Genomic DNA, 25,675 nt, shown 5'->3' with positions numbered 1-25,675 from the left:
GGACAGTAGGCGACAGTTGATGTTGAGGATACTCACTAGTCGGTATACATTGCCGACATGGTCAAATCCGCTTCCGACACACGCGAACGCATCGTCGCCGCTGCCGCCAAACTGTTCTACAGCGAAGGTATCCGGGCCGTGAGCGTCGATGCCGTGGCGGAGAAAGCCGATGTCACGAAGCGTACCCTCTATTATCATTTCGACAGCAAGGACGACCTGATCGCCGCCTATCTGGAAACCCGCGACCAGCCCAATCTTGCAGTTTATCGGCGCTGGTTTTCGGAAACGGATGGGGATCTGCCGGCGAAGGTGAAGGGTATCTTCGACAATCTGGCTCGCTCGGCCCGGCATCCGAAATGGAAAGGCTGCGGTTATCTCAGGACCTCGGCCGAACTCGCCAATATGCCCGGCCATCCCGCTATCAAGGTTGGCGCTGCGCACAAGAAGAATGTCGAGCAATGGCTCGCTGCTCTCTTCGAGGAACAGCACCTTGTCGAGGCGCCAAAGCTCGCCCGCCAGGTCATTCTGCTGCTCGACGGCTCCTTTGCCGCCGTGCTCCTGCATCGCGATCCCACCTATATGGAAACAGCGGGCGAAGCGGCCGCAGCCTTGGTGGCTGCAGCCGGTAAAGGCAAATGATCATTCTGCCCTGACGGGCTCGTAACGCAGGATCACCGCGCCGCTCTTCGTCACAGACGAGTCGAGCAGTTTCAGCGGCTGCTGTGCATCCGCGGGCTTGAAATGCGGATTACCGCCACCGAGAATGACGGGCACGAGGCAGATGCGGATTTCATCCACCAACCCCGCCTTCAGCAGGGTATCGGCAAGCTCGGCGCTGCCGAAGATGAAGATCGTCTTGCCATCCTCTTCCTTCAGCTGCTTCAGTTCGGATACCGGATCATTGACGACGCGCGTATTGTTCCAGTCCGCCTTTTCCATGGTCCGCGAGACGGCGATCTTGGCGATGCCGTTCATATAGGCCTTGATCTTGTCTTCGCTCTCCGCGCTCGGCCAGTAGGCGGCCATGCCCTCATAGGTCTTGCGGCCAAAGACCAAAAGGTCGCCTTCCTCGCCGAACTGCTCTGCATATTTTTCGAGCTCTGGTCCCCAGGCCAGATTGTGGAACTCGATGTCCCACGGCTTCGCCCCTTCGAAGTACCCATCCAGCGTCATCAGGTTCCAGACAACAAGCTTCCTCATCTCATCCTCCATGCTCTTCAAAACCAGTTGCTATAAACAACTGGTTTTGAAGTTAGCTTGACTGATAGCAAAATGCAAGCGGTAGGGTTCAGGGAGAGTTTGAATGGTGGTTGTGGCGGGCACCGGGACGAGCGTCTGCCACCGGGCACGTCGTTGTCCCCGGACGTTTGATGAGAACTTATTTGAAAGTCATCGCCCGATGGCGGAAATCCGCCCGATCAATCCTTGCGGAAAATCAGGCTGGCACCCCATCCCGTCAGCACGGCCAGCAGCACCGCAAAGCAGCCGTAGAAAATCGGTTGCTCATGCGCCGCATCGGTAATCGTCTGCTCGATGCCCGTCTTGATGACGCGCAGCGGCTGCGATTTCTGCGTCACGAACTTCCCGCTCTTGAACAGGTAGGCGCGCACCGTATGCACGCCGTTCGGAATATTGGCCGGCAGCCGCAGGCTTGCCTTGAAGAGGTTGGAGGAGACGAAACGAACGCCGCTCGGATCGCGCTCGTAGAGCCCGCCCGACTGCTGCAGACGCCGGAAGGCGGTGCGGAATTCGTTGAGACTGTTGAAGTTGCCGGCAAAATCGATCGGCCGCAGCGGAATATGGTCGATGCCGATACCCTCTCCGGTCAGGTCGAGCGGCGTCGTGATGTCGTCGATGGAGCGCGAACTCGACATCGAATAGGAATGCGGTACGTCGGCAAAGGTCATTGACGAGGTATTGATCCAGATGCCGAAGACCCGCTCCTTCTTGCGCACCGTGGCGTCTTCGCGCGGGCCTTCCAGAACCACGATGACATCATACTGGCCGATGGCGAGCAGCAGGTCGTCGGTATTCGTCACCGCGCCGAAAATCGTTAGGTCTGCCCCGCGGAAATCGGAGGTGATGGCGATTTCGCTGGTGGAAGTACCGATTTCCAGCCCCTCCCGCTCGGACTGTGTTCCCTGTCCGGGCAGCATCTGTGCCGCCGCCAGCGATGGCGGCAAAAGTGCGAGCAGCAGGGCAAGAACGCGCCAAAGCATCAGTTTCCCGCTCCCATGACCACCGAATAGATGTCTTCCGGTGTCACGACCAGTGCGACTGCAAGGCGCAGGCCGACGGCAAGAACCAGCAGGCCGAGCAGGGCGCGCAACTGTTCGCCACGCAGCCGCTGGCCGACGCGCACGCCATATTGCGCACCGATGACGCCGGCGAGCATCAGGAAGAAGGCGAGCACGATATCGACGGAATAGTTGGTCGCCGCCTGCACGATCGTCGTGTAGGCGGTCACGAAAATGATCTGGAAGAGCGAGGTCCCGACGACCACGTTGGTCGGGATGCGCAGCAGGTAGATCATCGCCGGCACCATGATGAAGCCGCCGCCGACACCCATCACAGAGGTGAGGATGCCGATCGAAAATCCGAGTGTCACGATCGGGATCACCGAGAGATAGATCTTCGATTTCTTGAATCGCACCTTGAGCGGCAGCTTGTGCACCCAGTGCTGATGGCCGGGCCGGCGCGGCGCTGGCGCTTCGTTACGGGCCGCACGGCGCATGGCGTTGACGCTTTCCCACAGCATCAGCCCGCCGACCGTGCCGAGGAAGACGACGTAAAGCAGGGAGATGAAGAGGTCGAGCTGACCGATGGCGCGCAGCAGCGAGAAAATCCAGATGCCGACCGTCGCGCCCGAAAGACCGCCGACAAGCAGCACCGTGCCGAGCTTCACATCCAGCGTGCCGCGCCGGAAATGCGTGATCGCCCCTGATATCGAGGAAGCCACCACCTGGTTGGCGCCTGTCGCGACGGCGACGACCGGGGGGATGTTGTAGAAGATCAGGAGGGGCGTGATCAGGAAGCCGCCACCGACGCCGAACATGCCGGACAGGAAGCCGACGGCAGCCCCCATGCCGAGAATGATGAAGATGTTCACCGACAATTCTGCGATGGGCAGATAGATTGTCACAGCCGACCCCGCTTGTCGCCGCGCCCGCCGCGGCGGTCCGTCTCACGTCCCGTTCGAATGGCGCATCCTACTGTGAAATCGTTGCCAGAGGCTTTCGAAGGGAAAAAGCGCGATCAGCCGGATGCGGGCCTCGATATGTCCCGCATAATCCGGCTTTTTTCAGGTTTTGTGACAGCTGGCCCTAAAAGGCGGAAAGCCCTGCGGCAGAGTGCCGCCGGGTTATCTCAGATAGCCTTGGCGCCTGGTTTGTTACGCTCCAGAAGCGCCTTCACCGTGTCGTCGTTGACCTTGCCGGTCGGTTCCTGGCCGATCGACTTCTGGAAGTTCTTGATGGCGGTCACCGTCTTGGCGCCCATCTCTCCGTCCGGCGGGCCGGCGTCGAAGCCGTTATTGTTGAGGATCGCCTGGATGTTGCGGATGGCCTTCTTCATGTCGACGGTTGCCGTCTTCGGCGCAGCGCCGCTTGCCCATGCGTCCGGAATCTCGACGCCGTTCGCCTTGTTGTCGAGTGGCTGCGGCTTCCAGAGGTCGGCCTTGGCACGGGCGCGCTCGAGCTGGTCCGGCTTCATGGCATTCGCCACTTCGTCGCGCTTCTGGGCGGCATCCTTGTCGCCGGAGCGGGCAGCGATCGCAAACCACTTGTAGGATTCTTCCAGATCCGCCGGCACGCCATTGCCGCGGGCGCAGAGGATGGCGAGGTTGAACTGGCTGTCGGTGATGCCGAGGTCGGCCGCCTTCTGGAACCACGAGGCGGCCGTCGCATAATCCTGCTGGCCGAGTGCGCCGGAGGCGTAGAGTACGGCGAGATTGTGCATGGCGCTGGCATTGCCCTGGGCTGCGGCCTGTTCGTAGAGGGCCTTGGCCTTCTGCACGTCGCGGCCGACGCCATTGCCCTTCTCATACATGCTGCCGAGACGGTACTGCGCCGGCGCAAAGCCCTTGCCGGCCGAAAGCTGGTACCAGCTCGCGGCCTGCTTCTGGTCGGCTGCAAGGCCGTTGCGGCCTTCGGTATAACGCGCACCGATCTCGAAAAGCGCCAGCGCATCGCCGTTGCGTGCCGCGTCGGCGAGCGGCTGCGGCTGGATCGTGTCGGGAACGATGATGGCGGCAGCAGCAGGAGCTGCCAGCGTCGTTGCCACCGGTGCGGCGGGCGCGTTCGGAACGAAGCCGGACATCTCCTGTACCGGTGCCTGATCGAAGGATTCGGCTCCTTCGCCGTCAAGCGGCGCGGCATCGGTCAGGTGGTCGGGTGTCGCCGCCTGCGGCTCCGCAGGAGCGGCCGCCTCGGGAGGTGTTGTCTCCGGCGTCATCGCCGGCGCCTGGGCCCCGATTTCCGGCGCGGTTGCTTCCGGCGCAACCGGTACAGGGGCTGCCATGTTGGCCTGCGGCGTTTCGGCCGCGCCGGTCAGGGCCGAGACTTCAGCCGGCGGCGGGGCCTTCTCGCCCGTCGTCAGCGTGCGGGCAAGCGGGAAGGCCATGATGGCAAGCAGCACGGCGCCGACTGCCAGCAGGATCGGCCGGCGGAAGCGCGAGAAGGCGCCACCCTTGCCTGCTTTTTCAGGCTTGGCGGCACGACGCTCGGCGCGCGTTGCAGGCTTGGCGTTGCTGTCGATCTCCATGGCGGCAGCCTGTGCGGCGCGGCGCGCAGCGGCGATGTAGTCCGCCCGATCGTTTTCGGTGGTCGGCTTGCCGCGCTGGGCGTTCTGGCTGGCTCGAACGCGCTCCAGGATCTTCTTCACGTCAGGTGCGCCAGAGCCCGGTTCCAGCAGTTCGTTTGCCGCCTCAGTCGGCATCACGTCGACGGGATCGATCGACGGAGCGGGATCGATGACCGTGCGCTCGGCGACCGCCTTTGCTTCCGGCTTGCGCGATGGCATCAGCTTGCGGCCAAGGGTTGCGAACAGGCTGCCTTTGGCGGGAACAACAGGCTTTTCCGGCTGGCTGGTGGCTTCGATGGCGATTGCGCTGGTGCTGTCGGCCAACGCCGCTTCCGGCATACGCGGCGTCTCTTCGGCGATAGCGGCCGTGCGCAGCACAGGCGAAGCCTTCGGCGCCTGCATCATCGGAGCTTTAGCCTGCTCCCGGGCTGCGTCGACCAATGCGTAGGGATCGACGTCGAAATCGACTTCTGCCGCTGGTATTCGGGCGGCCGGGCGAACCCGCTCTTCCATCGTATCCAGCCGGTCAGCAATATGTACCAGCGTCTCGTGCAAGGCCTGGAAGGTCTTGTGGGTGCGCTCTTCGCCGTCGCGGCTCAGATCTTCGAGATGCCGCAGATCTTCGGCAAGCGCGACCAGGGCCGACATGTCGGCTGCTGCAGGTGCAGCGCCTTGCGTTCCGCCATTGCGCGAATAGGCATCGACCACCGCTTCTGCCGCCTGCCGCGCCGCCTCGATGATATACTCGTCGTTCGTCGCGATATAATCTTCGATCGCGCCCATGCGGCGGTCGAGATTTGCCGACACTTCGGCGTTTTCGCGCGGTGCGCTCAAGAGTTCGGAGAGATTGGCGATCTGATCTTCGAGGTTCTTCAGCGCGCGTGTGTCGGTCGGCGCAGCTGCCGTGCTTTCTTCGAGCCGCGCGGCGATGTCGCTGAGCCGCCCTTCGAGACGCTGAAAAGCGCTGTCGTCGATAACGGGCGCCGGGGCAGGGCGGATTTCCATCTCGTCGATGCGGCGTGCGAGATAGTCGAGCCGCTTGGCGAGCGCATCATTGACCGAGCCGCTTTCCAGCGCATCGATCTTGCGGGAGATGTCGGAAAGCGTGCCGGTCAGGTCCGGCTGCGGCGCGACCTTCTGCGTGCGTTCGAGCAGATAGGAAAGGTGCTCCAGCCGCTCGTCGAGACGCGAAGTCGCTTCGGTCTTGGCGAGGTCTTCAACGCGCGCCGTCAGCGCTTCCAGCCGGCCTGCCATCTCGTCGGCAGGGTTGGGGCGACTCATGGCGGTCCGGCCCATCAGCTCGATCTGGTCGCCAAGTGCTGAAAGGCGGTTTTCCAGCCGCTGCATCAGTGCCGGGTCGGTACCCGTGGCAGTGCGTCCGCTGGCGGCGATCGCGCGGCTGATCTCGTCGAGCCGCGTATCCATGGCGGCGAACTGTTCGGACATGATCCGGTCGTGCGGCTGGATCAGATTGCCGAACTGCTCGACGGCGGAGGCGATGGTGATGAGCTTGTCTTCCAGCGCCTGCACGGCCGGGCTTTCGCCCATGCCGCCAAGATGCCGCTTGATGTCGTCAAGCCGGTAGGCGAGCGATACCAGCTCTTCCTGCAGCCCGGCCGTGTCGAGCTCTGCCAGGCGATTTTCCACATTGTCCCAGCGCTGTTCCATGTGGCGCATCGAATCCTCGCGCGCCAGCCCGTCCATCAGCGAACGCAGTTCCTCGAAGTCGTTGCGCAGGCCGGTAGCCTCCGGTCCGGCCGAGCGGTTGCTGAGCTGCGCAATGCTCTGTGACAGACGACCCATGTCGGCGCGGATGTCGTCGGCGAAATGCCGGTCCTGCGCGCTGGTCTTGATCTCGCGCAGTTCCGTGCGCAGCGCATTCATCTCGCGCGTGACACCTTCGGAAATGTCGCGCTTCAGGTCCTGCCGCAGGTTGACGAGCGCCTGGGCGATTTCAGTCATCGTGTCATCGGAGGCACGGAAGGCGGGTGCCGCCGGCTGCGGCGCCGGAGCGCGCTGCAGGGCAGGCGCGAGAGCCGGTTCGCGCAGAAGAGCCGGTGCCGCTTCGCGCGTATAGGCGCGCTCGCGGTTTTCTCTGGTAGCGTCGAGCGCGCGCTGGCGCTGGCGGATTTCCGCAAGCGGATCGGCTGCGCGCGGCGCGTAGGAACTGGCGTAGGGATCGCGTTCGGGCGTCGGATTGCGGGGCCGCTGTTCGCGCCCGCTGCCCATCAGGCCTTCTATCCGCGCTTCCAGCCCTTCGATGGTGCGGTTCAACGCGTCGAGCGAGGTCCTGTCGGAATGCCGGGAAGAATGTGATCGCGATCCGTTCATGTTCTTGCTCGCTTCGATTGCCCGGTCCGGGCCCGATCATTGCCTTTTCCGAAGCATACCGGGGTACACGTCGGAGAGCGCCATCCATAAGGAAATAGTCAATTAGACTTTCCTCAAGCTGGATAGGTTTTGGCGGCACTCCTGAAACGCGAGACAAAGAAAAGGAATGCAGATCGCCAATGCTCACCGCGCACCTTTTACGAAACGTGGTAAAGAACTCGTTAACCCGGATGAGAATTTTTTAACTTTTGCCCTTTTCGGCGCATTTCCACTGATGGAAATCGTCAGATCGGCCGTTTGTACTGCAGCTCGATCTTCACGCCTTCGGGGCCGTAGACGAAGACCTGGCCGAGATCGGTTTCCGGAATATCGTAATATTCGTAGCGATAGCCGCTCGCCTTGATGCGGGCGAGCGCCGGTTCGAATTCGAAGAGGCTGAAGGCCACATGGTTGAAGATGCCGGGCGGAAAGTCGCCTTCGCGCTCCGTCAGACTCAGATGGATCACCGGCCGGTCGTCGAGATAAAGCCAGTGGCCCGGCGTGGAAAAGGGCGGCCGATAGCCTTCCTTCACGCCGAGAATGCTCTCGAGAAAGCCCATCATCACAGGCGCATTGCGGGTATCGATCGTCACATGGTCCAGGCGCAGCATCGTTCCCTCCCAAGCTTTCGAAGCCAGTCAGATCCTACCGGTTTCGGCGCCTTCGGGAAAGCGCATATGCCGCGCCGGCCGGATCAGAAACTTTCCGTCCAGGGCCGCAGTTCCACCTCCTGCGACCAGGCGCTGCGGTGCTGCAGCAGCACGTCGATATAGGACTGCGCGATCGCATCGGGCGACAGCGTACCGTCAGGCTTGTCCTCCCGATCGGGTCTCACCGCCGATCGTACCCCGCCGTCGATGATGAAATGCGCCACATGGATGCCGAGCGGTCCGAGTTCACGGGCGGCACTTTGGGCTAGTCCGCGCAGAGCGAATTTTCCCATCGCGAAGGGCGCCGATTGCGCATAACCCTTGATGCTGGCCGTCGCTCCCGTCAGCAGGATCGCGCCGCGTCCCCTTGGGATCATGCGTTTCGCCGCCTGCTGCGTGACGAGGAAGCCGCCGAAGGCACTGGTGGCAATTGCCTGTTCCACCTCTGCGGGATCGAGCTCGGCGATCGGCCCGCGCACCCGGCCGCTGGCATTGTAGATCACGATGTCAGGCTCGCCGATCTCAGCATCCACGCGCTCGAACAGCGCCGAAACCGCCGCCGGTTGTGCGGCATCAGTGGCGAAGGCCTTGGCTCCGGTTTCGTCGAGCAGCGGCCCGAGCTTGCCGATATTGCGGGCTGCAAGGCCAACCTTCACGCCGCGCTCTGAAAGCTTGCGGGCGAGCGAGCCGCTGATGCCGGAACCAGCGCCGACAATCAGCGCGCTGCGATAGGGAAACTCGGCCATGATCTTCTCCTTCGGATGAACCTTTCGAGAGAGGTAGGCAGTCCCGGCCCTTCAAAAAACCGTCGGGCGGAATTTTTTCACGCTTCGGGCGCGTCGATCGAAAGCCCGCAGATGCGCGAGAGATAGGCAAGCGGCAGCCCCGTTTCCTTGGCCCAGCGGTTAAACGTCTGCTGGATCAGCTGCCGATCCTTCTTGCCGGTCCCGGACGTCGAGAGCGGTACACCCGCATCCCTCAGGCAGGCGAGCACATCTGATGTCATGATGAAGCTGTCGCGGCCGATGCCGCGCAGGAAATATTGACCCGTGGCTCCGCCCAGCCGGCTGCCGCGCTTGGTAAGCACTTCAAGCAGGCCGATATGATCCTCACGCGGCCAATCGGCGAAAAAGGCGCCGGCGCTGCCCGCTTCGTTCGCCAGTTCGCGCACGAAGGCCGCATTGGCGCGTACCGACATGATCTTCGCACCGTTCTTGACGATGCGGTCATCACCAGTCAGATCATGCCAAAATTCGTCGGGAGCGATGTTGAGGGCGGCAGGATCGAAGCCATCGAAAGCTTCTTCGAAGCCCTGCCATTTATTGTCGATGACCTTGTGAACGAAGCCGCTGTAGAAGATGCGCCGGGTCATCTGAGAAAGAATGCGATCGTCAGGCAGCGCGCGCAGCGCCTCATGGTCAGGCATGGCCGGCAGCATCACTTTCAGCGCATCGGCGCCACCTTTTCTCTGCTCGGCGCGTTTGCGGATAATGTCGAAATCGCTCAAGACCTCACTCCCGGATGGACTTTGCTCACGCAAGCCTATTCCGGGAGCTGTCCTGCCTTCAAGCGGTTTGGACCTTCAAGTCGTGAGATCCATGCTCAGGCTGCTACGGTTTCGCGCACCTCATCTAAGAGGAAATGCACGATCAGATAATCGATCTTGTAATGCCGTCCGCTGTCGCTGACTTTCTCCTCGCTGCCGCCATCGGCAGGGTGCCAGGGGTGATAGTGCGGGTTGGTGGCGATCAGCGTCACCGCCTTGCCGGCGTAGGGACCTTCTCCCGGCCGGAACCGCATCTCTGCCAGCGGCCAGATGCGTTCGTAGGTTTCCATGGGAATACGCACTCTCAGCGCCTTGCGCAGAACCGGAGGCTCGTCATGCGCAACAAGCCGTTCGCCGTTGACCGGCTCGACTGTTATGGGCTCGATGGTCACTTCCTCCGCCGTATCGAAAATGGAATTGAACTCCGCAGGCCACGCTCTCTTCATGAAACAGCTCCTCCCAGGCTTCTCCAAAGTCGCAAGAGGAGTGTAGCGCGCTTAGCCGGAGAAGCAACGCACTATTCCCGCTGAAGCGATAATGGCGCTGCATGGTTGCCTCTCTCCACCCACTTCACAAAATTGCGCGCATCCGGAATTTGACGTTTACGCAAACGTCAATATTTTGTAAGAGAGTCTCAAGGCCGGAGCGATCCGGTTGCCGAATTGGAGGAATTCGAACGATGCCAATCTACAAGGCCCCGGTGAACGACACGCTCTTCGTGCTCAACGATGTGCTGGGTCTGGAGCGCTACAACAATCTCCCGGGTTTTGCCGATACCACGCCTGACATGGTGGAGGCCATTCTGGGCGAGGCGGCGAAGGTGGCCGAAGAAGCCCTGTTCCCTCTCAATTATTCCGGTGATCAGGAAGGCTGCCTGCGCCACGACGATGGCACGGTCTCGACGCCGAAAGGTTTCAGGCAAGCCTATCAGGCCTATCGCGAAGGCGGCTGGATCGGCCTTGCTGTGCCGGAGGAATTCGGTGGTCAGGGCTTGCCCTACACGTTGCACGCTGCCGTCGGCGAATATACCTCGGCCGCCAATATGTCGCTAATGATGTATCCGGGTCTGACGCAGGGCGCTATCGCTGCGATCCTCGTCCACGGCACCGACGAGCAGAAGAGCACCTACCTGCCGAAGATGGTGGACGGCAGCTGGTCCGGCACCATGAACCTCACCGAGCCGCATTGCGGCACCGATCTCGGCATGCTGCGCACCAAGGCAGTGCCGCAGGCCGATGGCAGCTACAGGATCTCAGGCCAGAAGATCTTCATCTCCGCCGGCGAGCATGACCTGGCCGATAACATCATCCACCTGGTGCTGGCCCGCATCGAAGGCGCGCCTGAGGGCACCAAGGGCATCTCGCTCTTCATCGTTCCGAAATTCCATGTCGGCAAGGACGGCGCGGAGGGCGCCCGCAATGGCGTCTCCTGCGGAGCCATCGAGCACAAGATGGGCATCCACGGCAACGCCACCTGCGTTATGAACTACGACGAGGCGACCGGCTTCCTGATCGGTGCGGAAAACCGCGGCCTCAACGCCATGTTCGTGATGATGAACGAGGCCCGCCTGATGGTCGGCCTGCAGGGCATCGCCATTTCCGAGATCGCCTATCAGAACGCCGCCAATTACGCCCGCGATCGCATCCAGGGCCGCTCGCTGTCAGGCCCCAAGGCGCCGGACAAGAAGGCCGACCCGATCATCGTCCATCCCGATATCCGCCGCTCGCTGATGACCATCCGCGCCTTCAACGAGGCCGGCCGCGCCTTCCTGCTCTGGACCGCGCTCAAGTCTGATATCGCCCATCGCGCCACTGACGAGAAGGAGCGCCAGACGGCCGACGATATTCTCGGCCTCGTCACCCCGATTCTGAAGGGCGTGATGACCGACAAGGGCTTCGATCATGCCGTCATGGCCCAGCAGGTCTTCGGCGGTCACGGCTACATCGAAGAGCACGGCATGAGCCAGTATGTGCGCGATGCCCGTATCGCCATGATCTATGAAGGGGCGAACGGCATCCAGGCGCTCGATCTCGTCGGCCGTAAATTGGCGCTGAACGGCGGCCGCGCCGCCATGGCGCTCTTCAAGGAGATCGGCGATTTCTGCGAGGAAAACCGCAATGACGAGCAGCTGAGCTTCTTCACCAAGCACCTGAAGAAGGGCTTGAACGATGTGCAGGGCGCGACCATGTGGTTCATGCAGAATGCCATGGCCAAGCCAGACAATGCCGGCGCCGGCTCCACCGATTACATGCACCTCTTCGGCCTCGTCGTTCTCGGCTATATGTGGGCGCGCATGGCAAAAGCCGCCAACGAACGCCTTGCCGCCGGCGATGCCAGGGAGGACTATCTGAAGAACAAGCTGATCACGGCGAAATTCTTCATGGAACGCGTCATGCCGGAAACCGCATTGCGCAAGGCCCGCATCGAAACCGGCGCCGACACGATGATGGAACTGGCCGCCGAAGCGTTTTGATAGCTATTCCCTTCTCCCTATCGGGGAGAAGGTGGCCCGAAGGGCCGGATGAGGGGGCCACAGGCGCGGCCCTCTCCGGCTCCGGCCCGCCGGAAGATCCAAATTCACAGGCACGTCCGCGCCGCCAGGGAGATGAGACAATGACCGAGGTTTTCATTTACGATCACGTCCGCACGCCCCGCGGCCGCGGCAAGAAGGATGGCGCACTCCACGAAGTGCCTTCCGTTCGCCTCGCGGCGAAGACGCTGGAGGCAATCCGCGACCGCAACGGTCTCAATACCGAGACGGTCGATGACATCATCATGGGCTGTGTCGATCCGGTTATGGATGCCGGCGCCGTCATCCCCAAGGCCGCTGCTTTCGAGGCCGGTTATTCGACCAGGGCGCCCGGCATGCAGATCTCCCGCTTCTGCGCCTCCGGCCTCGATGCCGTAAATTTCGGTGCCGGCAAAATTGCGCAGGGCGCTGACGATATCGTCATCGCCGGCGGTGTCGAAAGCATGTCCCGCGTTGGCCTCGGCATGTCCGGCGGCGCCTGGTTCATGGACCCCTCTGTCAATTTCCCGGCCTATTTCATGCCGCAGGGTGTCTCCGCCGATCTCATCGCCACCAAATACGGTTTCTCGCGTGATGACGTCGATGCCTATGCCGTCGAAAGCCAGAAGCGCGCGGCGAATGCCTGGAACAATGGCTGGTTCAAGAATTCCGTCATCTCGGTCAAGGACCAGAACGGCCTGACCATCCTTGCCCATGACGAGCATATGCGCCCCGGCACCGACATGCAGGCGCTCGCCTCCCTCAATCCTTCCTTCCAGATGCCCGGCGAAATGGGCGGCTTTGAAGCCGTCGCCATCCAGGCCCATCCGGAAGTCGAGCGCGTCAACTACGTCCACCATGCTGGCAATTCCTCAGGGATCGTCGATGGAGCCGCTGCCGTCCTGCTCGGCTCCAAAGCCGGTGGCGAGAGCATGGGCCTGAAGCCCCGCGCCCGCATCAAAGCCTTCGCCAATATCGGTTCCGACCCGGCCCTCATGCTGACCGGTCCCGTCGATGTTACCGAAAAGCTCCTGAAGCGCACGGGCATGACGCTTGCCGATATCGACCTCTTCGAGCTGAACGAGGCCTTCGCCGCCGTCGTGCTGCGCTACATGCAGGCCTTCGACATTCCCCACGACCAGATCAACGTCAATGGCGGCGCAATCGCCATGGGCCACCCGCTCGGCGCCACCGGCGCCATGATCCTCGGCACCGTGCTGGACGAGTTGGAGCGCCGCGACCTCAACACCGCGCTGGTCACCCTCTGCATCGGCGCCGGCATGGGCACGGCAACCGTCATCGAACGCGTCTAAGGGAGAGAGACGATGAGCTACACCAACTTCACCGTCGAGACCGATGCGGATGGTATTGCCCTGGTCACGTGGGACATGCCGGGCAAATCGATGAACGTCTTCACCGAAGAGGTGATGAACGAACTCGATGCCATCATCGACGCCACGGTTGCCGACAGCGCCGTCAAGGGCGTCGTGATCACTTCGGGCAAGTCCTCCTTCTCGGGCGGCGCCGATCTGTCGATGATCAAGTCCATGTTCACTCTCTACCAGCAGGAGAAAGCCGCAAATCCTGACGGTGCGGCACAGAAACTCTTCGATCTCGTCGGCCGCATGACTGGCCTCTTCCGCAAGCTCGAAACCTGCGGCAAGCCCTGGGTTTCCGCCATCAACGGCACTTGCATGGGCGGCGCACTGGAAATGTCGCTCGCCTGCCACGGTCGCGTCGCCTCCAATACCAAGAGCGTCAAGATCGCCCTGCCGGAAGTCAAGGTCGGCATTTTCCCAGGCGCCGGCGGAACGCAGCGCATTGCGCGTCTGACCGATGCCCAGTCCGCCTTGCAGATGATGACGACGGGCCAGTCGCTGAACGCTTCGCGCGCCAAGGCCATGAACCTCATCCATCAGGTGGTCGATCCGGATCAGCTGATCCCGGCTGCCAAACAGATGATCAAGGATGGCCTGAAGCCTATCGCCCCCTGGGACGAAAAAGGCTTCAAGGTTCCCGGCGGCGGCATCTGGACACCGGCCGCAGCTCAGCTCTGGCCGGCAGCGCCCGCCATCCTACGCCGCGAGACGGCTGGTAACTATCCGGGCGCCCTCGCCATTCTGAAATGCGTCTATGAGGGCCTGCAGGTGCCCTTCGACACTGCGCTGAAGATCGAGCAGCGCTATTTCACGCAGGTGCTGCAGACCACCGAGGCCTTTTCGATGATCCGTTCGCTTTTCATCTCCATGCAGGAACTCGGCAAGGGCGCCCGCCGTCCGTCCGGCGTTCCCAAGACGGAGCTGAAGAAGGTCGGCGTCGTCGGCGCCGGCTTCATGGGCGCCTCGATCGCCTATGTCACGGCCGCCGCCGGTTTCGAGGTCGTGCTGATCGACCGCGATATCGAGGCCGCTACCAAGGGCAGGGGCGTTGGCGAAGGCCTCGTCAAGGATTCCATCGGTAAGGGTCGTCTTACGCAGGAGGAGGGTGCTGCACTTCTCGCCCGCCTGACACCCTCTGCCGATTATGCCGATTTGAAAGATGCCGATCTCGTCATCGAAGCGGTCTTCGAGGACCGCGCCGTCAAGAAGGCGGTCATCGAGCAGGTGGAAGCCGTCATCCCGGAAACGACGATCTTCGCCTCCAATACCTCGACCCTGCCGATCACGGGCCTTGCCGAAAATTCGAAACGCCCGGACCAGTTCATCGGCGTGCATTTCTTCTCGCCGGTCGAGAAGATGATGCTGACCGAGGTCATTCTCGGCAAGAATACGGGTGACCGTGCACTCGCTGTGGCACTCGACTATGTCGCCGCGATCAAGAAGACGCCGATCGTCGTCAACGATACCAGAGGCTTCTTCGTCAACCGCTGCGTCTTCCGCTATATCCACGAAGCCTATGACATGCTGATCGAAGGCGTGCCGGCGGCGATGATCGAGAACGCCGCCAAGATGGCCGGCATGCCGGTTGGCCCCCTCTCGCTGAACGACGAAGTGGCGATCGATCTCTCGCAGAAGATCCTCAAGGCAACCGTCGCCGATCTCGGCCCCAAGGCTGTCGACGAGCGCCACCTGGCGCTCATCGACAAGCTGGTGGACGAACTCGACCGCCGCGGCCGCAAGAACGGCAGGGGCTTCTACGAATATCCGGCCAAGCCCGCCAAGAAGTTCCTCTGGCCGGAGCTTAAGACCCTCTATCCGCAGAAGCCGGCCGATGAGATCGACGTCAATACCCTGAAGCAGCGCTTCCTGGTCACCATCGCGCTCGAAGCCGCCCGTACCATGGAAGAGGGAATTGTCACCGACCCGCGCGAAGCCGATGTCGGCTCCATCCTCGGCTTCGGCTTTGCGCCCTATACCGGCGGCGCGCTGAGCTACATCGACGGTATCGGCGCAAAGGCCTTCGTGGACCTCGCCGAAAAGCTGGCCTCCAGCTATGGCGACCACTTCAAGCCGACGCCGCTCTTGAAGGACATGGCTGCCAAGGGCGAAACCTTCTATAGCCGTTTCGATCCCTATCCGGCCGCTGATAAGGCTGCATAATTGGTGAGGCGCCCCGGCTCGTGAGGGCCGCAGGCGCCGCTCTCACACTCCCTCCATCTCTGGCTGGGCTTGAGCGGAGAATCCTGCTGCAAGCGCACGAACAGTCAACTCAAAACACTTAGCTCTTGCGCTAAGTATCGGATCCTGATACTTAGCCTTATGGATTACTATTCACATCAACTCGACAGCATATTCCTGGCACTGGCCGATCCCACGCGCCGCGCCGTCATCGGTCGGTTAGGCACCGGTCCGGCCAGCATCAGCGACCTTGCAAAGCCTTTCGACATGGCCTTGCCGTCCTTCATGAAACACATCCACCTTCTCGAAGAGACAGGCCTGATCGAAACGAGAAAGCAGGGCAGGGTGCGCACGTGCACGCTGGAAAAGAAGCGTTTCGCGATGGTCGAAGGTTGGCTTTCGGCTCAGCGCGCCATCTGGGAAGCCCGAACCGACAGACTCGAAGCTTTCGTTACTGCGGTCCAATCGAAGGAGGAGAAGTCCCAATGAACGCCCCAACCAAAGTGAATCCTGATCTCGATCTCACCCTTTCGCGCATCATCAAGGCCCCGCCGTCCGCTGTTTGGAGCGCTTGGACCGACCCGGCAAAATTCGAAAAATGGTGGATTCCCGCGCCAGCGCTTTGCCGCGTCGCCACCATGGACGTCAAACCTGGCGGTGCTCTCGTCACTGAGATGAGTGAAGACGGTGGTCCCTTCCAGCATCATCTCAGTGCCTGCTACCTGGATATTCAGGAGGGCCGGCGCATCGTCTTCACCAATGCGCTCCTCGGCGGCTGGCGCCCTGCGCCAACCCCCTTCATGACGGCCATCATCACCTTCGCCGATCATCCCGAAGGCACCGAATACAACGCCCTCGTCATGCACAAGGATAAGGAGACCCGCAACACGCATGAAGAATTGGGCTTCTACGACGGCTGGGGCACGGTCGCCGAGCAACTGGCAAAGCTTGTCGAGAAATAAAGAAAATTCATGCCCGGCACAGCAGGCAAGGCTATGGCAGATAACTGGTGACGGCGGAGAATGCCAGGTGACACGAAGTCTCCTAACCTGCCAGCAGACGATCCGTTGTCTGGCCCTCGTCGAACATTTCGCTCAGCATTTCAAGGATCACATGGACCCTCTCGGATTTGACCGAGTAGTAGATCGTCTGCGCATCGCGCCGCGTCTTGACGAGGTCTCTGCTGCGGAGCTTGGCAAGGTGTTGGGAGAGTGCCGATTGGCTGATTCCGATAATATCGGCGAGGTTGTTGACCGCCACCTCGCGCTCGGCAAGCGTCTTCAGCATCCGCAGTCGATGGGCGTTCGCCATGACCAGCAGCAGGTCGGCTTTCTTTTCAAAACTATCTGTATTCATTGCTTTCCCTTCACGACTTAGCGGACGGCAATTTATATGACTAATTAAGAATTGTCTTAATAGTGTGGCCGGGAACAAATTTTTCCCCTGTTTTTCGGAGGCTTCCAGATAGACCGCGTTCTGTACTGCAACTGCGCGGCGCCGATTTCGCATTTGATCAGTCATCCGGTTCAGAAATCTCCTGCGAGCGCCTATATGCCTGTCAGGAATCATGACAAGAAACGTGCAGGGCACACTTCAGTTTAAGCGATGGAATCATGAAGAAGATCGGTTTTCTCTCGTTCGGGCATTGGACGCCCTCGCCGCAATCCCAGACGCGCTCGGCAGGTGATACGCTGCTGCAGTCGATCGATCTCGCGGTCGCCGCTGAAGAACTTGGCGCTGACGGCGCCTATTTCCGCGTCCATCATTTCGCCCGTCAGCTTGCTTCGCCATACCCGCTGCTCGCGGCCGTCGGCGCCCGGACCAGCCGCATCGAGATCGGCACCGCGGTCATCGACATGCGCTACGAGAACCCGCTCTACATGGCTGAAGATGCCGGCGCGGCCGATCTGATTTCCCGCGGACGCCTGCAGCTGGGCATCAGCCGCGGCTCGCCCGAGCAGGTCATCGATGGCTGGCGCTATTTCGGCTACAACCCGCCGGAAGGCCAGAGCGATGCCGATATGGGCCGCCGCCATGCCGAGGTCTTCCTGGAAGTGCTGCGCGGCGAAGGCTTCGCCGAGCCCAATCCGCGGCCGATGTTCCCCAATCCGCCCGGCCTGCTACGGCTCGAGCCGCATTCGGCTGGTCTGCGTGAGCGCATCTGGTGGGGCGCAGGCTCGAACGCTACGGCCGTCTGGGCCGCCAAGCTCGGCATGAACCTGCAGAGTTCGACGCTGAAGGATGACGAGACGGGCGAAGCCTTCCATATCCAGCAGGCCAAGCAGATCCGCGCTTATCGCGAGGCCTGGAAGGAAGCCGGCCATCAGCGCGAGCCGCGCGTTTCCGTCAGCCGCAGCATCTTCGCACTGGTGAACGATCGCGACCGTTCCTATTTCGGCTATGGCAATGAAGGGCAGGACAAGATCGGTTTCATCGACGAGAATACCAGGGCAATCTTCGGCCGTTCCTATGCCGCCGAGCCCGATGCTCTCATCGAGGAGCTTAAGAAGGACGAGGCGATCGCCGAGGCCGATACGCTGCTGCTCACCGTCCCCAACCAGCTTGGCGTGGAATACAATGTCCACGTCATCGAATCGATCCTGAAATATGTCGCGCCGGCGCTCGGCTGGCGCTGATCGCATCCTGCGATGGCATATAGCATGTCGCGCAAAAATGTGTGCGATTTTGCGATAACGACGTTCGAAAACAAGAGCTTAAAGCGTGGCGGATCTGAAGGATCGCGACACGCTTTAAGCCGCCGCCGTCTCCCTTGTCGTGCGCATCACCATCAGCCCGGCAAGGCTGACGAGGACGATGGCGGTTGCGTAGATGTCTGTGGTCATGCCGTAGCCGATCGACTTGACGAGGAAGCCGGCAAGGATTGCCGGCAGGCTGAAGGCGAGATAGCTCTGAATATAAAAGGCCGAAAGCAGGCCGGCCCGCTCTTCCGGCTTGGCAAGCGGCATGATCGTGCCGATCGAGCCGAGGAAATTGGTGCCGAAACCGGCGCCCGTCAAAAGCGTGCCGACGAGCAGCAGCGGCACATTGGCAAGATGCACGCCCGCGACGACCGTTGCGATGCCTGATGTTTGGGAAGCGACTCCGAAGATGAGATTTGCTTTCGGGCTGCGGTTGCGGCGCAGGAAGACGGCGATTGCGCCCGACAGCATCAGCGCTGCCACGACCGCGCCACCCGTCAGCGGCGCACGGCTCCCGGTGGTCGAAGCGACCAGGGAGGGCACGAGCGACAGGTAGAAGCCGCCGAGCGTCCAGTTGGCGATATTGATCGGCGTCACCAGCGACAGCGGCTTCTTCACCTGCTGCGGAATGAAAATCGTCGGCTTCAGCGAGTTGAAGACACCGGGCCGTGTGCCGCCCGTCTCTCGCGTCAGCCACAGCGCAACGGCCTGCACGGCAAAGGCGGCAAGCAGCAGGGCATAGACGAGATGCAGTGGCTCGGGTCCATACTGGATCAGCGCGCTGGTGCCGATGGCGCCGATCGCCATGCCGGAAAGCGGTGCGAGCGAGTTGACGATCTGCCCCTTTGCCCGGTCGATATCGACAAGGGCGGCACCCAGCGAAGCGCCGGCAATGCCGGTCGCAAGCCCCTGTACGATACGTGCTGCGATCAGCCATTCCGGCCCGTTGGCAATGGAAAACAGCGCCATGGCGATGATTTCGAGCACCAGCGCACCGAAAATGACGGGCCGCCGTCCGAGATGATCGGAGATGGAGCCCGCAATCAGCAGGGCTGCGAGCAGTGCGAAGGCGTAGACTGCGAAGATCACGGTGATCAGGATGGGGGAAACGGCAAAGCTTTCCTGATAGATGCGATAGAGAGGCGTCGGCGCTGCTGATGCGCCAAAGAAGATCGCAAGCGTCAGAGCATGGAAGCCCATGGGCGACGAATTCTTGATGGATTCGGAAGCGGCGACCATATAAGCTCCTTAAAGCTAATTTATTGCGTTAGCTCTATCTAGGACGCGCAAAGTCTAAAGGCAAATAATTTGCGTTTATGGATGTATGAAAGTTTCTGAACTGTTGGCCGCGGTTTTGCACCCGGAATTGCGTAAAAGGGCCTGAAGCGTGCTAGGCGAATCTGAAAGATCGCAGCACACTTCAGGCGGTGAAGGTTGGGTTCGAAATGGCAGTGAAAGAGAATATTCGTCCGGGTGGCAGAAGCGCGCGTGTCCAGGCTTCCGTGCATGCCGCCGTGCGTGACCTCCTCGTAGAGATCAGCCGTGCAGAGATAACCGTGCCGCTGATCGCGACGCGTGCGGGCGTGACGCCTTCCACCATCTATCGCCGCTGGGGTGACCTGCAGCAATTGCTGGCCGACGTCGCCGTGGAGCGCCTGCGCCCCGACATGGAGCCGGCCGATACCGGTACCGGCGCCGGTGATCTGGAGGCCTGGGCCGAGCAATATGCCGAGGAAATGTCTTCCGGTCCTGGCCGCGAATATGTCCGCGACGTGCTTTCCGCCCAGACCGGCGACAATGCCAACAAATGTTGCAACTTTACCCGTCAGCAGATCGAGGCGATTGCCGGTCGGGCGAAGGAGAGGGGCGAGGCGTTCCCCGATGTCGATGCAGTGATGGATCGCGTAGTCGCCCCCATCATGTACCGTATCCTGTTCGGCGATGTCCCGACCGCCGCCCGCGTCCAGGAGCTTGTCGGCCACGTCTTTGGCCGGCGCAAGGCAGTCTGATCTTCACTCGGCGGCGGTGCGCTTCAGGCCGGAAATCTGGGTGATATAGGCGCGAAGTGCCGCCGGCCGCACCGGCTTGTGCTGAACGGCGATGCCATGCTTCTCCGCCTCAGCCCGCACCTCCGGCGTCCTGTCGGCGGTGACGAGCAAGGCCGGAATATCGACACCGAAATGCTGCCGCAGATGCAGGATCGCTTCGACCCCGGTCCCGTCGGCAAGATGATAGTCGGCAATGACAAGATCGGGCGGCTGACGCATCGAGAGCGCCTGGACAACGGAAAGCGAATCCGCTGCCTGTGTGTCGCAGCCCCATCCGTCGATCAGCAGCCGCATGCCTTCGAGGATCTTGGTTTCGTTGTCGATGCAGAGGATGCGCAATCCCTTCAGCGGCTGCGCCGTGCGGTCGACGGGAACGACGGCTGCTGCCGCGTCCGTGCTCTTCGAGATATCGAGCGGCATGAGAATACGGAATTCCGTGCCCTTGCCATGCGTTGAATGAAGTTCGACCTTGTGATTGAGCACGCGGGCTATCCGGTCGACGATCGAGAGGCCGAGCCCGAGGCCCGATGCGGTCTTGGCACCCTCATCCAGTCGCGCGAATTCCTTGAACACTGTCCGGAATTTCGAAGGCGGAATGCCGATGCCGGAATCCATCACCTGGATCATCACTTGATTGCCACGTCGCCTTACCCCGACCAGCACCTTGCCGCTAACAGTATATTTGATGGCATTGGAAACGAGGTTCTGCACCAGGCGGCGCAGCAGGTTCGGATCGGAGCGCACCCGTAGCGAAGTCGGCATGACCTTGAGCTTCAGTTTCTTCTCGCGGGCGATCGGAGCAAAATCGGTCTCGATGCGCTCGAGCAGATCTGAAAGCGGCACGGACGCCAGCCGCGGGCGCATGGCGCCGGTATCGAGCCGGGAAATATCGAGCACGGCGCCGAGAATGGATTCGACCGATTCCAGCGCGGAATCGATATTGCGGACGATTGGGCTGTTTTCCGATTGCGCCATGCGTTCGACGAGCGCCGAAGAATAGAGCCGGGCCGCATTGAGTGGCTGCAGAATATCGTGGCCGGCGGCGGCAAAGAAGCGGGTCTTGCCGATATTGGCTTCGTCTGCCGCCGCGCGCGCCTCGGCAAGCTCCTTGTTGACGCGGGTCAGTTCCGCGGTGCGCTCGACGACACGCTGCTCCAGCGTCTCGTTTGCCTGTTTCAGCGCCCGGTCGGCGGCCACACGCTGGGTAATGTCGGTGAAGGTCGCGACGATACCCTTGTCCGGCATGGCGTTGGAACGCACTTCGATGATGCGCTCGCCGCCGCCAAGCACCAGCGGGAAGGGCTTGTCGAGCGTCAGGAAATGCCGCACCGCTTGGCCCTGGTCGCCCGGCGCGATATCGCCGCGCTGGCTGAGGATATTGACGATTTCCGATAGCGGAAAACCCACCTGGCCGGCATTTTCCGGCAGATCCAGCAATTGCCGGAAGCGCCGGTTCCAGATCGTCAGCCGATTGGAACTGTCGAAGACTGCGATGCCCTGATCCATCTGCGAAAGTGCCGTCTGCAGCATGTCCTGATTATATTGCAGCGCTTCACTCGCCTGATCGAGCAGCCAGGCCGTGTCCGAGGAAGCATCCTCGATCTTCTGCAGGATCAACGACAGCACGAGCCGCGCCGAGGAGGAACCGATGGCGCTGCCGAGAAGCTGCTCGGTGAAATGGATGAGCGCCATGTCGGCCGGCTGGTCGTCCTCCAGCTTGCGGCCGGACGTCTGCTCATAGGTCGCAAGCGAGCGCTGCATGCGCTCCTCGCCGAGATAGCGGGCGATCGCCGTCTTGAGATCTCCGACGCTGATGCGGGTCTTCCAGCCCCGCGTGGCAAATTGCGAGCGCGAATGCCGCTTGACGAAGATGCCGGCCTGGATGCGTTCCAGCGGCTTGGCGTTGCGCGTCAGCGATCCCACGATGAAGGCGGCGGTATTGACGAGCAGGCTCATTGCCGTCGCATTGACAAGCGGATCGGCATCCGGGCCGGTGAAGAGCGTCGTGCCGGGAAAGATAAAGCCGAGGAAACTGCTCGCCACATAGGAATAGTCCGGGCCTCCGAATGAGGGCAGGAACAGCAGGTAGACCCAGATGACGAAGCCGGACGAGAGGCCGAGGATGGCGCCGCGTGCATTCGCCCGCCGCCAGATCATGCCGCCGAAGAGGGCGGGCGCAATCTGCGCGATGGCGGCAAAGGAGAGCAGGCCGATCGAGGCGAGCCCTGCCGTGCTATCGGTCGAACGGTAATAGGCATAGCCAAGCAGCAGCACGGCGAAGATGGCGCTGCGGCGGATATTGAGCAGGCTCTTTGCGAAGTCGTCGCGCTGGCTCGCAAGGCCCGCGAGCTTCCGGCGCAGGAAGAACGGCATGACGATGTCATTCGACACCATGATGGAAAGCGCCACGGAATCGACGATCACCATGGCGGTCGCCGCCGAAAAGCCGCCGATGAAGGTGACCAGCGAGACAACGGGCATTTGCCCCACAAGCGGCAGAGAGAGCACGTAAAGGTCAGCATTGCCATTGCCGCCGAAGGTCAGCAGCCCGCCGATCGCGACCGGCAGCACGAAGAGATTGATGGCGATCAGATAAAGCGGGAAGAGAAAGCCCGCGAGCCGGAGCTGCTTTGCAGTGCGGTTTTCGACGACGGTGACATGGAACTGGCGCGGCAGCATGATAATGGCGAAGGCCGAAAGCAGCGTCAGCGTGATCCATCGGCTGAGCGGGGTCTGATAGTCGAGTGCGGCGGTGACCAGGGCGTTCTCCGATCCCTTCTGCCACAGGTCGCTTGGCCCGTCGAACAGGAACCAGATGACGCAGATGCCCGCCGTCAGGAAGGCAACGAGCTTCACCATCGATTCCATCGATACTGCGAGGATGAGCCCGTCCTGATGTTCCGTCGCATCGGTGTGGCGGGTGCCGAACATGATCGCGAAGCAGGCAAGCACCAGCGTGACGATCAGCGGAAGATCGAGGAAATAGAGGTTGCCGCTGCCGATGCCATAGTCGGACGGATTGACCATGGCCGTGACCGTCGCTGAAATGGATTTCAGCTGCAGCGCGATATAGGGGATGGTGCCGATGAGGCAGATCAGCGCCACGATGGTTGCGACAGTAGAATTCTTGCCGTAGCGCGCGGCAATGAAATCGGCGACGGATGTAAGCTTCTCGGCCTTGGCGAGTTCGATGATGCGCTTCAAAAGCGGCATGCCGAGCGTGAAGACGAGGATTGGCCCGATATAGATGCCGGCAAATTCCAGCCCGTGATGGGCAGCTAAGCCGACACCGCCGAAATAGGTCCAGGACGTGCAGTAGATCGCAAGGCTGAGCGCATAGACCACAGGCCGGCCGCCTTCCGGCACGCCGAATTTCCGGCTTCGGCGGTCGCCGTAGCTTGCTACTGCGAAAAGCAGCAGAAGATAACCCAAGGCAAACGCAAATATGACCCAGCCTGGAAGCATTGACCCTCCGCCGACGGACAATCCGCCGTCCTCCCGGAACAGTCCGAGATTAGGGCAATTCAGCAAGTTTGAAAATTCCCGCGGCCTTGGTCTTAAGTTCTACGCGGATGGGGGCAGTGTCCGAATATTTCCAATTGCCGATTGATTAATTGAGATGAAGGTGTAGCTAATGAAAACAACGGCATGTCTTTGAAAATGCATCAAGGGGAGACAGATCGGATGCTCAATGACTTCAAAGCTTTCATCGCCCGCGGCAATGTCATGGATCTCGCAGTCGGTGTCATCATCGGCGGCGCCTTCGGCGGTATCGTCAAGTCGCTGGTCGAAGATATCATCATGCCGATCGTCGGTGCGATCTTCGGCGGTTTCGACTTCTCCAACTACTACATTCCGCTGGCGAAGGACGCCTATGGGCAGCCAACCCTTGCAGATGCCCGCAGCCACGGGGCCGTTTTCGCGTACGGCAATTTCATCACGGTCCTCATCAATTTTGTGATCCTCGCCTGGATCATCTTCCTGATGATCAAGGCTGTGAATATTCTGCGCGAGCAGGTTGAGCGCAAGGCGAAGGAAGCACCGGCAGAGGTTCCGCCGCCGCCGGCCGATGTCGCGCTGCTGACCGAAATCCGCGATCTTCTCGCCAAGCGCCCAGCGGTCTGATTCGGCAGAGAGCCCGTCCGCTCCGGCGGGCTCATCCATCACGAAAATCGATATGCCATCACGCATTCTCATGGGATTTGCATCTGCAAATCCGCTATGAAGGCGTGAACTGGAGATATGCATGTCGATTATAAGCAGCCTCAGCCCGCGCGCCGTCGCAGCGCCAGAAAGCGGGATCGTCGAAGTCGTGAATTATGCCCGTGGCCGTGAAGGCCTTTTGCCGCTCTGGGTCGGCGAGGGTGATCTTCCTACCCCCGATTTCATCAATCAGGCCGCCATCCAGGCGCTTGCCGCCGGCGAGACTTTCTATACCTGGCAGCGCGGCATCCCCGAACTGCGCCAGGCGCTGTCGGACTATTATTTCAGGCATTTTGGCATCCGCCTTCCGGTCGAGCATTTCTACGTCACCGGTTCCGGCATGCAGGCGATCCAGATCGCCGTCCAGGCGCTGACTTCGCCCGGTGACGAGTTCGTCTACCTCACTCCGGCCTGGCCGAACATCGCCGCTGCGCTCGAAATCGCCGGCGCGCGGTCGGTTGGCGTAGAGCTCCAGTTCGAGGGCGGTAAATGGGCGGCTGATCTTGATCGTATCGAGGCCGCCATTACGCCGAAGACGCGCGGCCTCTTCATCAACACGCCGTCGAACCCGACCGGCTGGACCGCGACCAAGAAGGATTTGGCCGATATCCTGGCGCTCGCGCGCAAGCATGATCTCTGGATCATGGCGGACGAGATCTATGCGCGTTATTTCTATGCCGGCGGACGTGCTTCGTCCTTCCTCGACGTCATGGATCCTGAAGACAAGATCATCTTCGTCAACTCCTTCTCCAAGAACTGGTCGATGACCGGCTGGCGCGTCGGCTGGATCGTCGCGCTGCCGGAAACCGGGCAAGTACTGGAAAACCTGATCCAGTATTCGACCTCGGGCGTCGCACAGTTCATGCAGAAAGGCGCGGTCGCAGCCCTCAACGAAGGTGATGCCTTCGTGCAGTCGAACATCGCCAAGGCAACCAGTACCCGAGATATCCTCTGCGATGCACTGATCGCCACCAATCGGGTCGAAACACTAAAGCCCGATGGCGCGCTTTATGCCTTCCTCAAGATCGACGGCGTTACCGACAGCCGCAAGGCTGCGATCGACATCGTCGACAAGACCGGTGTCGGCCTTGCCCCTGGCACGGCCTTCGGACCCGGGGGCGAGCTTTTTCTGCGCGCCTGCTTCCTGCGCGATCCGGCGCAGGTGACAGTCGCGGCCGAGCGGCTTTGCGACTATATCCTGAAGCTCTAAAGCATGTCGCGCAAAAGTGTGCAGCGGTTTTGCGATAACGACATGCGAAAAACAGAGGCCTAAAGCATGACAAGCGAATCTGA

General features: G+C 61.3%; 21 protein-coding genes. 10 read left to right on the top strand and 11 right to left on the bottom strand.

Features of this window, described 5'->3' with window-relative positions:
* Positions 1 to 57: 57 nt before the first annotated feature.
* Positions 58 to 639, top strand: a complete 582-nt coding sequence (locus tag PMI11_RS21550; RefSeq protein WP_007821206.1) for a TetR/AcrR family transcriptional regulator — start codon at positions 58 to 60, stop codon at positions 637 to 639.
* Here PMI11_RS21550 and PMI11_RS21545 read toward each other — a convergent pair whose 3' ends face one another.
* The 8 genes from PMI11_RS21545 to PMI11_RS21510 form a co-directional block, all read right to left on the bottom strand.
* On the bottom strand, positions 640 to 1,200 hold the full coding sequence (locus tag PMI11_RS21545) for a dihydrofolate reductase family protein (RefSeq protein WP_007821204.1): 561 nt from the start codon (positions 1,198 to 1,200) through the stop codon (positions 640 to 642).
* Positions 1,201 to 1,418: 218 nt separating this feature from the next.
* A complete protein-coding gene (locus tag PMI11_RS21540; RefSeq protein ID WP_007821203.1) occupies positions 1,419 to 2,219 on the bottom strand; it encodes a TIGR02186 family protein in 801 nt (266 codons plus the stop codon).
* A complete protein-coding gene (locus PMI11_RS21535; RefSeq protein WP_007821201.1) occupies positions 2,219 to 3,142 on the bottom strand; it encodes a sulfite exporter TauE/SafE family protein in 924 nt (307 codons plus the stop codon). The genes PMI11_RS21540 and PMI11_RS21535 overlap by 1 nt, the downstream gene beginning before the upstream one ends.
* Before the next feature lie 224 nt (positions 3,143 to 3,366).
* Positions 3,367 to 7,131, bottom strand: coding sequence for a peptidoglycan-binding protein (locus PMI11_RS21530; RefSeq protein ID WP_007821199.1), 3,765 nt, complete (start codon positions 7,129 to 7,131; stop codon positions 3,367 to 3,369).
* A 284-nt stretch (positions 7,132 to 7,415) separates the two neighbouring features.
* A complete protein-coding gene (locus tag PMI11_RS21525) occupies positions 7,416 to 7,781 on the bottom strand; it encodes a VOC family protein (protein WP_007821198.1) in 366 nt (121 codons plus the stop codon).
* 83 nt (positions 7,782 to 7,864) lie between these two features.
* On the bottom strand, positions 7,865 to 8,566 hold the full coding sequence (locus tag PMI11_RS21520; protein WP_007821197.1) for an SDR family NAD(P)-dependent oxidoreductase: 702 nt from the start codon (positions 8,564 to 8,566) through the stop codon (positions 7,865 to 7,867).
* A 77-nt stretch (positions 8,567 to 8,643) separates the two neighbouring features.
* A complete protein-coding gene (locus tag PMI11_RS21515) occupies positions 8,644 to 9,327 on the bottom strand; it encodes a DNA-3-methyladenine glycosylase I (protein ID WP_007821196.1) in 684 nt (227 codons plus the stop codon).
* Between the two features lie 95 nt (positions 9,328 to 9,422).
* Positions 9,423 to 9,812, bottom strand: a complete 390-nt coding sequence (locus PMI11_RS21510; protein WP_007821195.1) for a hypothetical protein — start codon at positions 9,810 to 9,812, stop codon at positions 9,423 to 9,425.
* A gap of 233 nt (positions 9,813 to 10,045) precedes the next feature.
* On the opposite strand from PMI11_RS21510, the gene PMI11_RS21505 reads away from it, so the two are divergent.
* The 5 genes from PMI11_RS21505 to PMI11_RS21485 all read left to right on the top strand — a co-directional run bounded on the left by PMI11_RS21505 (position 10,046) and on the right by PMI11_RS21485 (position 16,394).
* Complete coding sequence (locus PMI11_RS21505; protein ID WP_007821194.1) at positions 10,046 to 11,839, top strand: acyl-CoA dehydrogenase C-terminal domain-containing protein; 1,794 nt, start codon at positions 10,046 to 10,048, stop codon at positions 11,837 to 11,839.
* A gap of 140 nt (positions 11,840 to 11,979) precedes the next feature.
* Positions 11,980 to 13,188: an acetyl-CoA C-acetyltransferase gene (locus PMI11_RS21500; RefSeq protein ID WP_007821193.1), complete on the top strand. Its 1,209-nt coding sequence runs from the start codon at positions 11,980 to 11,982 to the stop codon at positions 13,186 to 13,188.
* A 12-nt stretch (positions 13,189 to 13,200) separates the two neighbouring features.
* Entirely contained in the window at positions 13,201 to 15,414 is a 2,214-nt protein-coding gene (locus PMI11_RS21495) for a 3-hydroxyacyl-CoA dehydrogenase NAD-binding domain-containing protein (protein ID WP_007821192.1), read from the top strand.
* Positions 15,415 to 15,573: 159 nt separating this feature from the next.
* Positions 15,574 to 15,921 (top strand): ArsR/SmtB family transcription factor, encoded by a 348-nt coding sequence (locus PMI11_RS21490; RefSeq protein WP_007821180.1) that lies wholly within the window; start codon positions 15,574 to 15,576, stop codon positions 15,919 to 15,921.
* Positions 15,918 to 16,394 (top strand): SRPBCC family protein, encoded by a 477-nt coding sequence (locus PMI11_RS21485; protein ID WP_007821179.1) that lies wholly within the window; start codon positions 15,918 to 15,920, stop codon positions 16,392 to 16,394. The genes PMI11_RS21490 and PMI11_RS21485 overlap by 4 nt, the downstream gene beginning before the upstream one ends.
* A gap of 82 nt (positions 16,395 to 16,476) precedes the next feature.
* Here PMI11_RS21485 and PMI11_RS21480 read toward each other — a convergent pair whose 3' ends face one another.
* A complete protein-coding gene (locus PMI11_RS21480; protein WP_348257847.1) occupies positions 16,477 to 16,953 on the bottom strand; it encodes an ArsR/SmtB family transcription factor in 477 nt (158 codons plus the stop codon).
* A 92-nt stretch (positions 16,954 to 17,045) separates the two neighbouring features.
* On the opposite strand from PMI11_RS21480, the gene PMI11_RS21475 reads away from it, so the two are divergent.
* Positions 17,046 to 18,068 carry an LLM class flavin-dependent oxidoreductase gene (locus PMI11_RS21475; RefSeq protein ID WP_007821176.1) on the top strand — a complete coding sequence of 341 codons (1,023 nt, stop codon included), beginning with the start codon at positions 17,046 to 17,048 and terminating at the stop codon, positions 18,066 to 18,068.
* Positions 18,069 to 18,182: 114 nt separating this feature from the next.
* Here PMI11_RS21475 and PMI11_RS21470 read toward each other — a convergent pair whose 3' ends face one another.
* Complete coding sequence (locus PMI11_RS21470) at positions 18,183 to 19,370, bottom strand: MFS transporter (protein WP_007821174.1); 1,188 nt, start codon at positions 19,368 to 19,370, stop codon at positions 18,183 to 18,185.
* Positions 19,371 to 19,576: 206 nt separating this feature from the next.
* Here PMI11_RS21470 and PMI11_RS21465 point away from each other — a divergent pair, with 206 nt between their 5' ends.
* Entirely contained in the window at positions 19,577 to 20,140 is a 564-nt protein-coding gene (locus PMI11_RS21465) for a TetR/AcrR family transcriptional regulator (RefSeq protein WP_007821172.1), read from the top strand.
* Positions 20,141 to 20,143: 3 nt separating this feature from the next.
* Here PMI11_RS21465 and PMI11_RS21460 read toward each other — a convergent pair whose 3' ends face one another.
* Positions 20,144 to 23,644, bottom strand: coding sequence for a PAS domain-containing hybrid sensor histidine kinase/response regulator (locus tag PMI11_RS21460; RefSeq protein ID WP_007821170.1), 3,501 nt, complete (start codon positions 23,642 to 23,644; stop codon positions 20,144 to 20,146).
* A gap of 219 nt (positions 23,645 to 23,863) precedes the next feature.
* On the opposite strand from PMI11_RS21460, the gene mscL reads away from it, so the two are divergent.
* Together mscL and PMI11_RS21450 are read left to right on the top strand one after the other, a co-directional pair.
* Positions 23,864 to 24,304 carry a large conductance mechanosensitive channel protein MscL gene (gene mscL, locus PMI11_RS21455; RefSeq protein ID WP_007821168.1) on the top strand — a complete coding sequence of 147 codons (441 nt, stop codon included), beginning with the start codon at positions 23,864 to 23,866 and terminating at the stop codon, positions 24,302 to 24,304.
* 121 nt (positions 24,305 to 24,425) lie between these two features.
* Positions 24,426 to 25,592 carry a pyridoxal phosphate-dependent aminotransferase gene (locus PMI11_RS21450; protein WP_007821167.1) on the top strand — a complete coding sequence of 389 codons (1,167 nt, stop codon included), beginning with the start codon at positions 24,426 to 24,428 and terminating at the stop codon, positions 25,590 to 25,592.
* Positions 25,593 to 25,675 lie beyond the last annotated feature (83 nt).

This window comes from Rhizobium sp. CF142 (assembly GCF_000281145.1).
GTDB lineage: Bacteria > Pseudomonadota > Alphaproteobacteria > Rhizobiales > Rhizobiaceae > Rhizobium.
This window is presented reverse-complemented; position numbering and strand designations above follow the sequence as displayed.

Excerpts from the sequence above, each read along its gene's own strand:
- PMI11_RS21510 (WP_007821195.1), bottom strand. The coding sequence starts at position 9,812 with ATGAAGAGAGCGTGGCCTGCGGAGTTCAATTCCATTTTCGATACGGCG.
- PMI11_RS21475 (WP_007821176.1), top strand. The coding sequence starts at position 17,046 with ATGAAGAAGATCGGTTTTCTCTCGTTCGGGCATTGGACGCCCTCGCCG.
- PMI11_RS21530 (WP_007821199.1), bottom strand. The coding sequence starts at position 7,131 with ATGAACGGATCGCGATCACATTCTTCCCGGCATTCCGACAGGACCTCG.
- PMI11_RS21545 (WP_007821204.1), bottom strand. The coding sequence starts at position 1,200 with ATGAGGAAGCTTGTTGTCTGGAACCTGATGACGCTGGATGGGTACTTC.
- PMI11_RS21525 (WP_007821198.1), bottom strand. The coding sequence starts at position 7,781 with ATGCTGCGCCTGGACCATGTGACGATCGATACCCGCAATGCGCCTGTG.
- PMI11_RS21450 (WP_007821167.1), top strand. The coding sequence starts at position 24,426 with ATGTCGATTATAAGCAGCCTCAGCCCGCGCGCCGTCGCAGCGCCAGAA.
- PMI11_RS21480 (WP_348257847.1), bottom strand. The coding sequence starts at position 16,953 with ATGACTGATCAAATGCGAAATCGGCGCCGCGCAGTTGCAGTACAGAAC.
- PMI11_RS21470 (WP_007821174.1), bottom strand. The coding sequence starts at position 19,370 with ATGGTCGCCGCTTCCGAATCCATCAAGAATTCGTCGCCCATGGGCTTC.
- PMI11_RS21485 (WP_007821179.1), top strand. The coding sequence starts at position 15,918 with ATGAACGCCCCAACCAAAGTGAATCCTGATCTCGATCTCACCCTTTCG.
- PMI11_RS21500 (WP_007821193.1), top strand. The coding sequence starts at position 11,980 with ATGACCGAGGTTTTCATTTACGATCACGTCCGCACGCCCCGCGGCCGC.
- PMI11_RS21460 (WP_007821170.1), bottom strand. The coding sequence starts at position 23,644 with ATGCTTCCAGGCTGGGTCATATTTGCGTTTGCCTTGGGTTATCTTCTG.
- PMI11_RS21490 (WP_007821180.1), top strand. The coding sequence starts at position 15,574 with ATGGATTACTATTCACATCAACTCGACAGCATATTCCTGGCACTGGCC.
- PMI11_RS21465 (WP_007821172.1), top strand. The coding sequence starts at position 19,577 with ATGGCAGTGAAAGAGAATATTCGTCCGGGTGGCAGAAGCGCGCGTGTC.
- PMI11_RS21495 (WP_007821192.1), top strand. The coding sequence starts at position 13,201 with ATGAGCTACACCAACTTCACCGTCGAGACCGATGCGGATGGTATTGCC.
- PMI11_RS21540 (WP_007821203.1), bottom strand. The coding sequence starts at position 2,219 with ATGCTTTGGCGCGTTCTTGCCCTGCTGCTCGCACTTTTGCCGCCATCG.
- mscL (WP_007821168.1), top strand. The coding sequence starts at position 23,864 with ATGCTCAATGACTTCAAAGCTTTCATCGCCCGCGGCAATGTCATGGAT.
- PMI11_RS21505 (WP_007821194.1), top strand. The coding sequence starts at position 10,046 with ATGCCAATCTACAAGGCCCCGGTGAACGACACGCTCTTCGTGCTCAAC.
- PMI11_RS21550 (WP_007821206.1), top strand. The coding sequence starts at position 58 with ATGGTCAAATCCGCTTCCGACACACGCGAACGCATCGTCGCCGCTGCC.
- PMI11_RS21520 (WP_007821197.1), bottom strand. The coding sequence starts at position 8,566 with ATGGCCGAGTTTCCCTATCGCAGCGCGCTGATTGTCGGCGCTGGTTCC.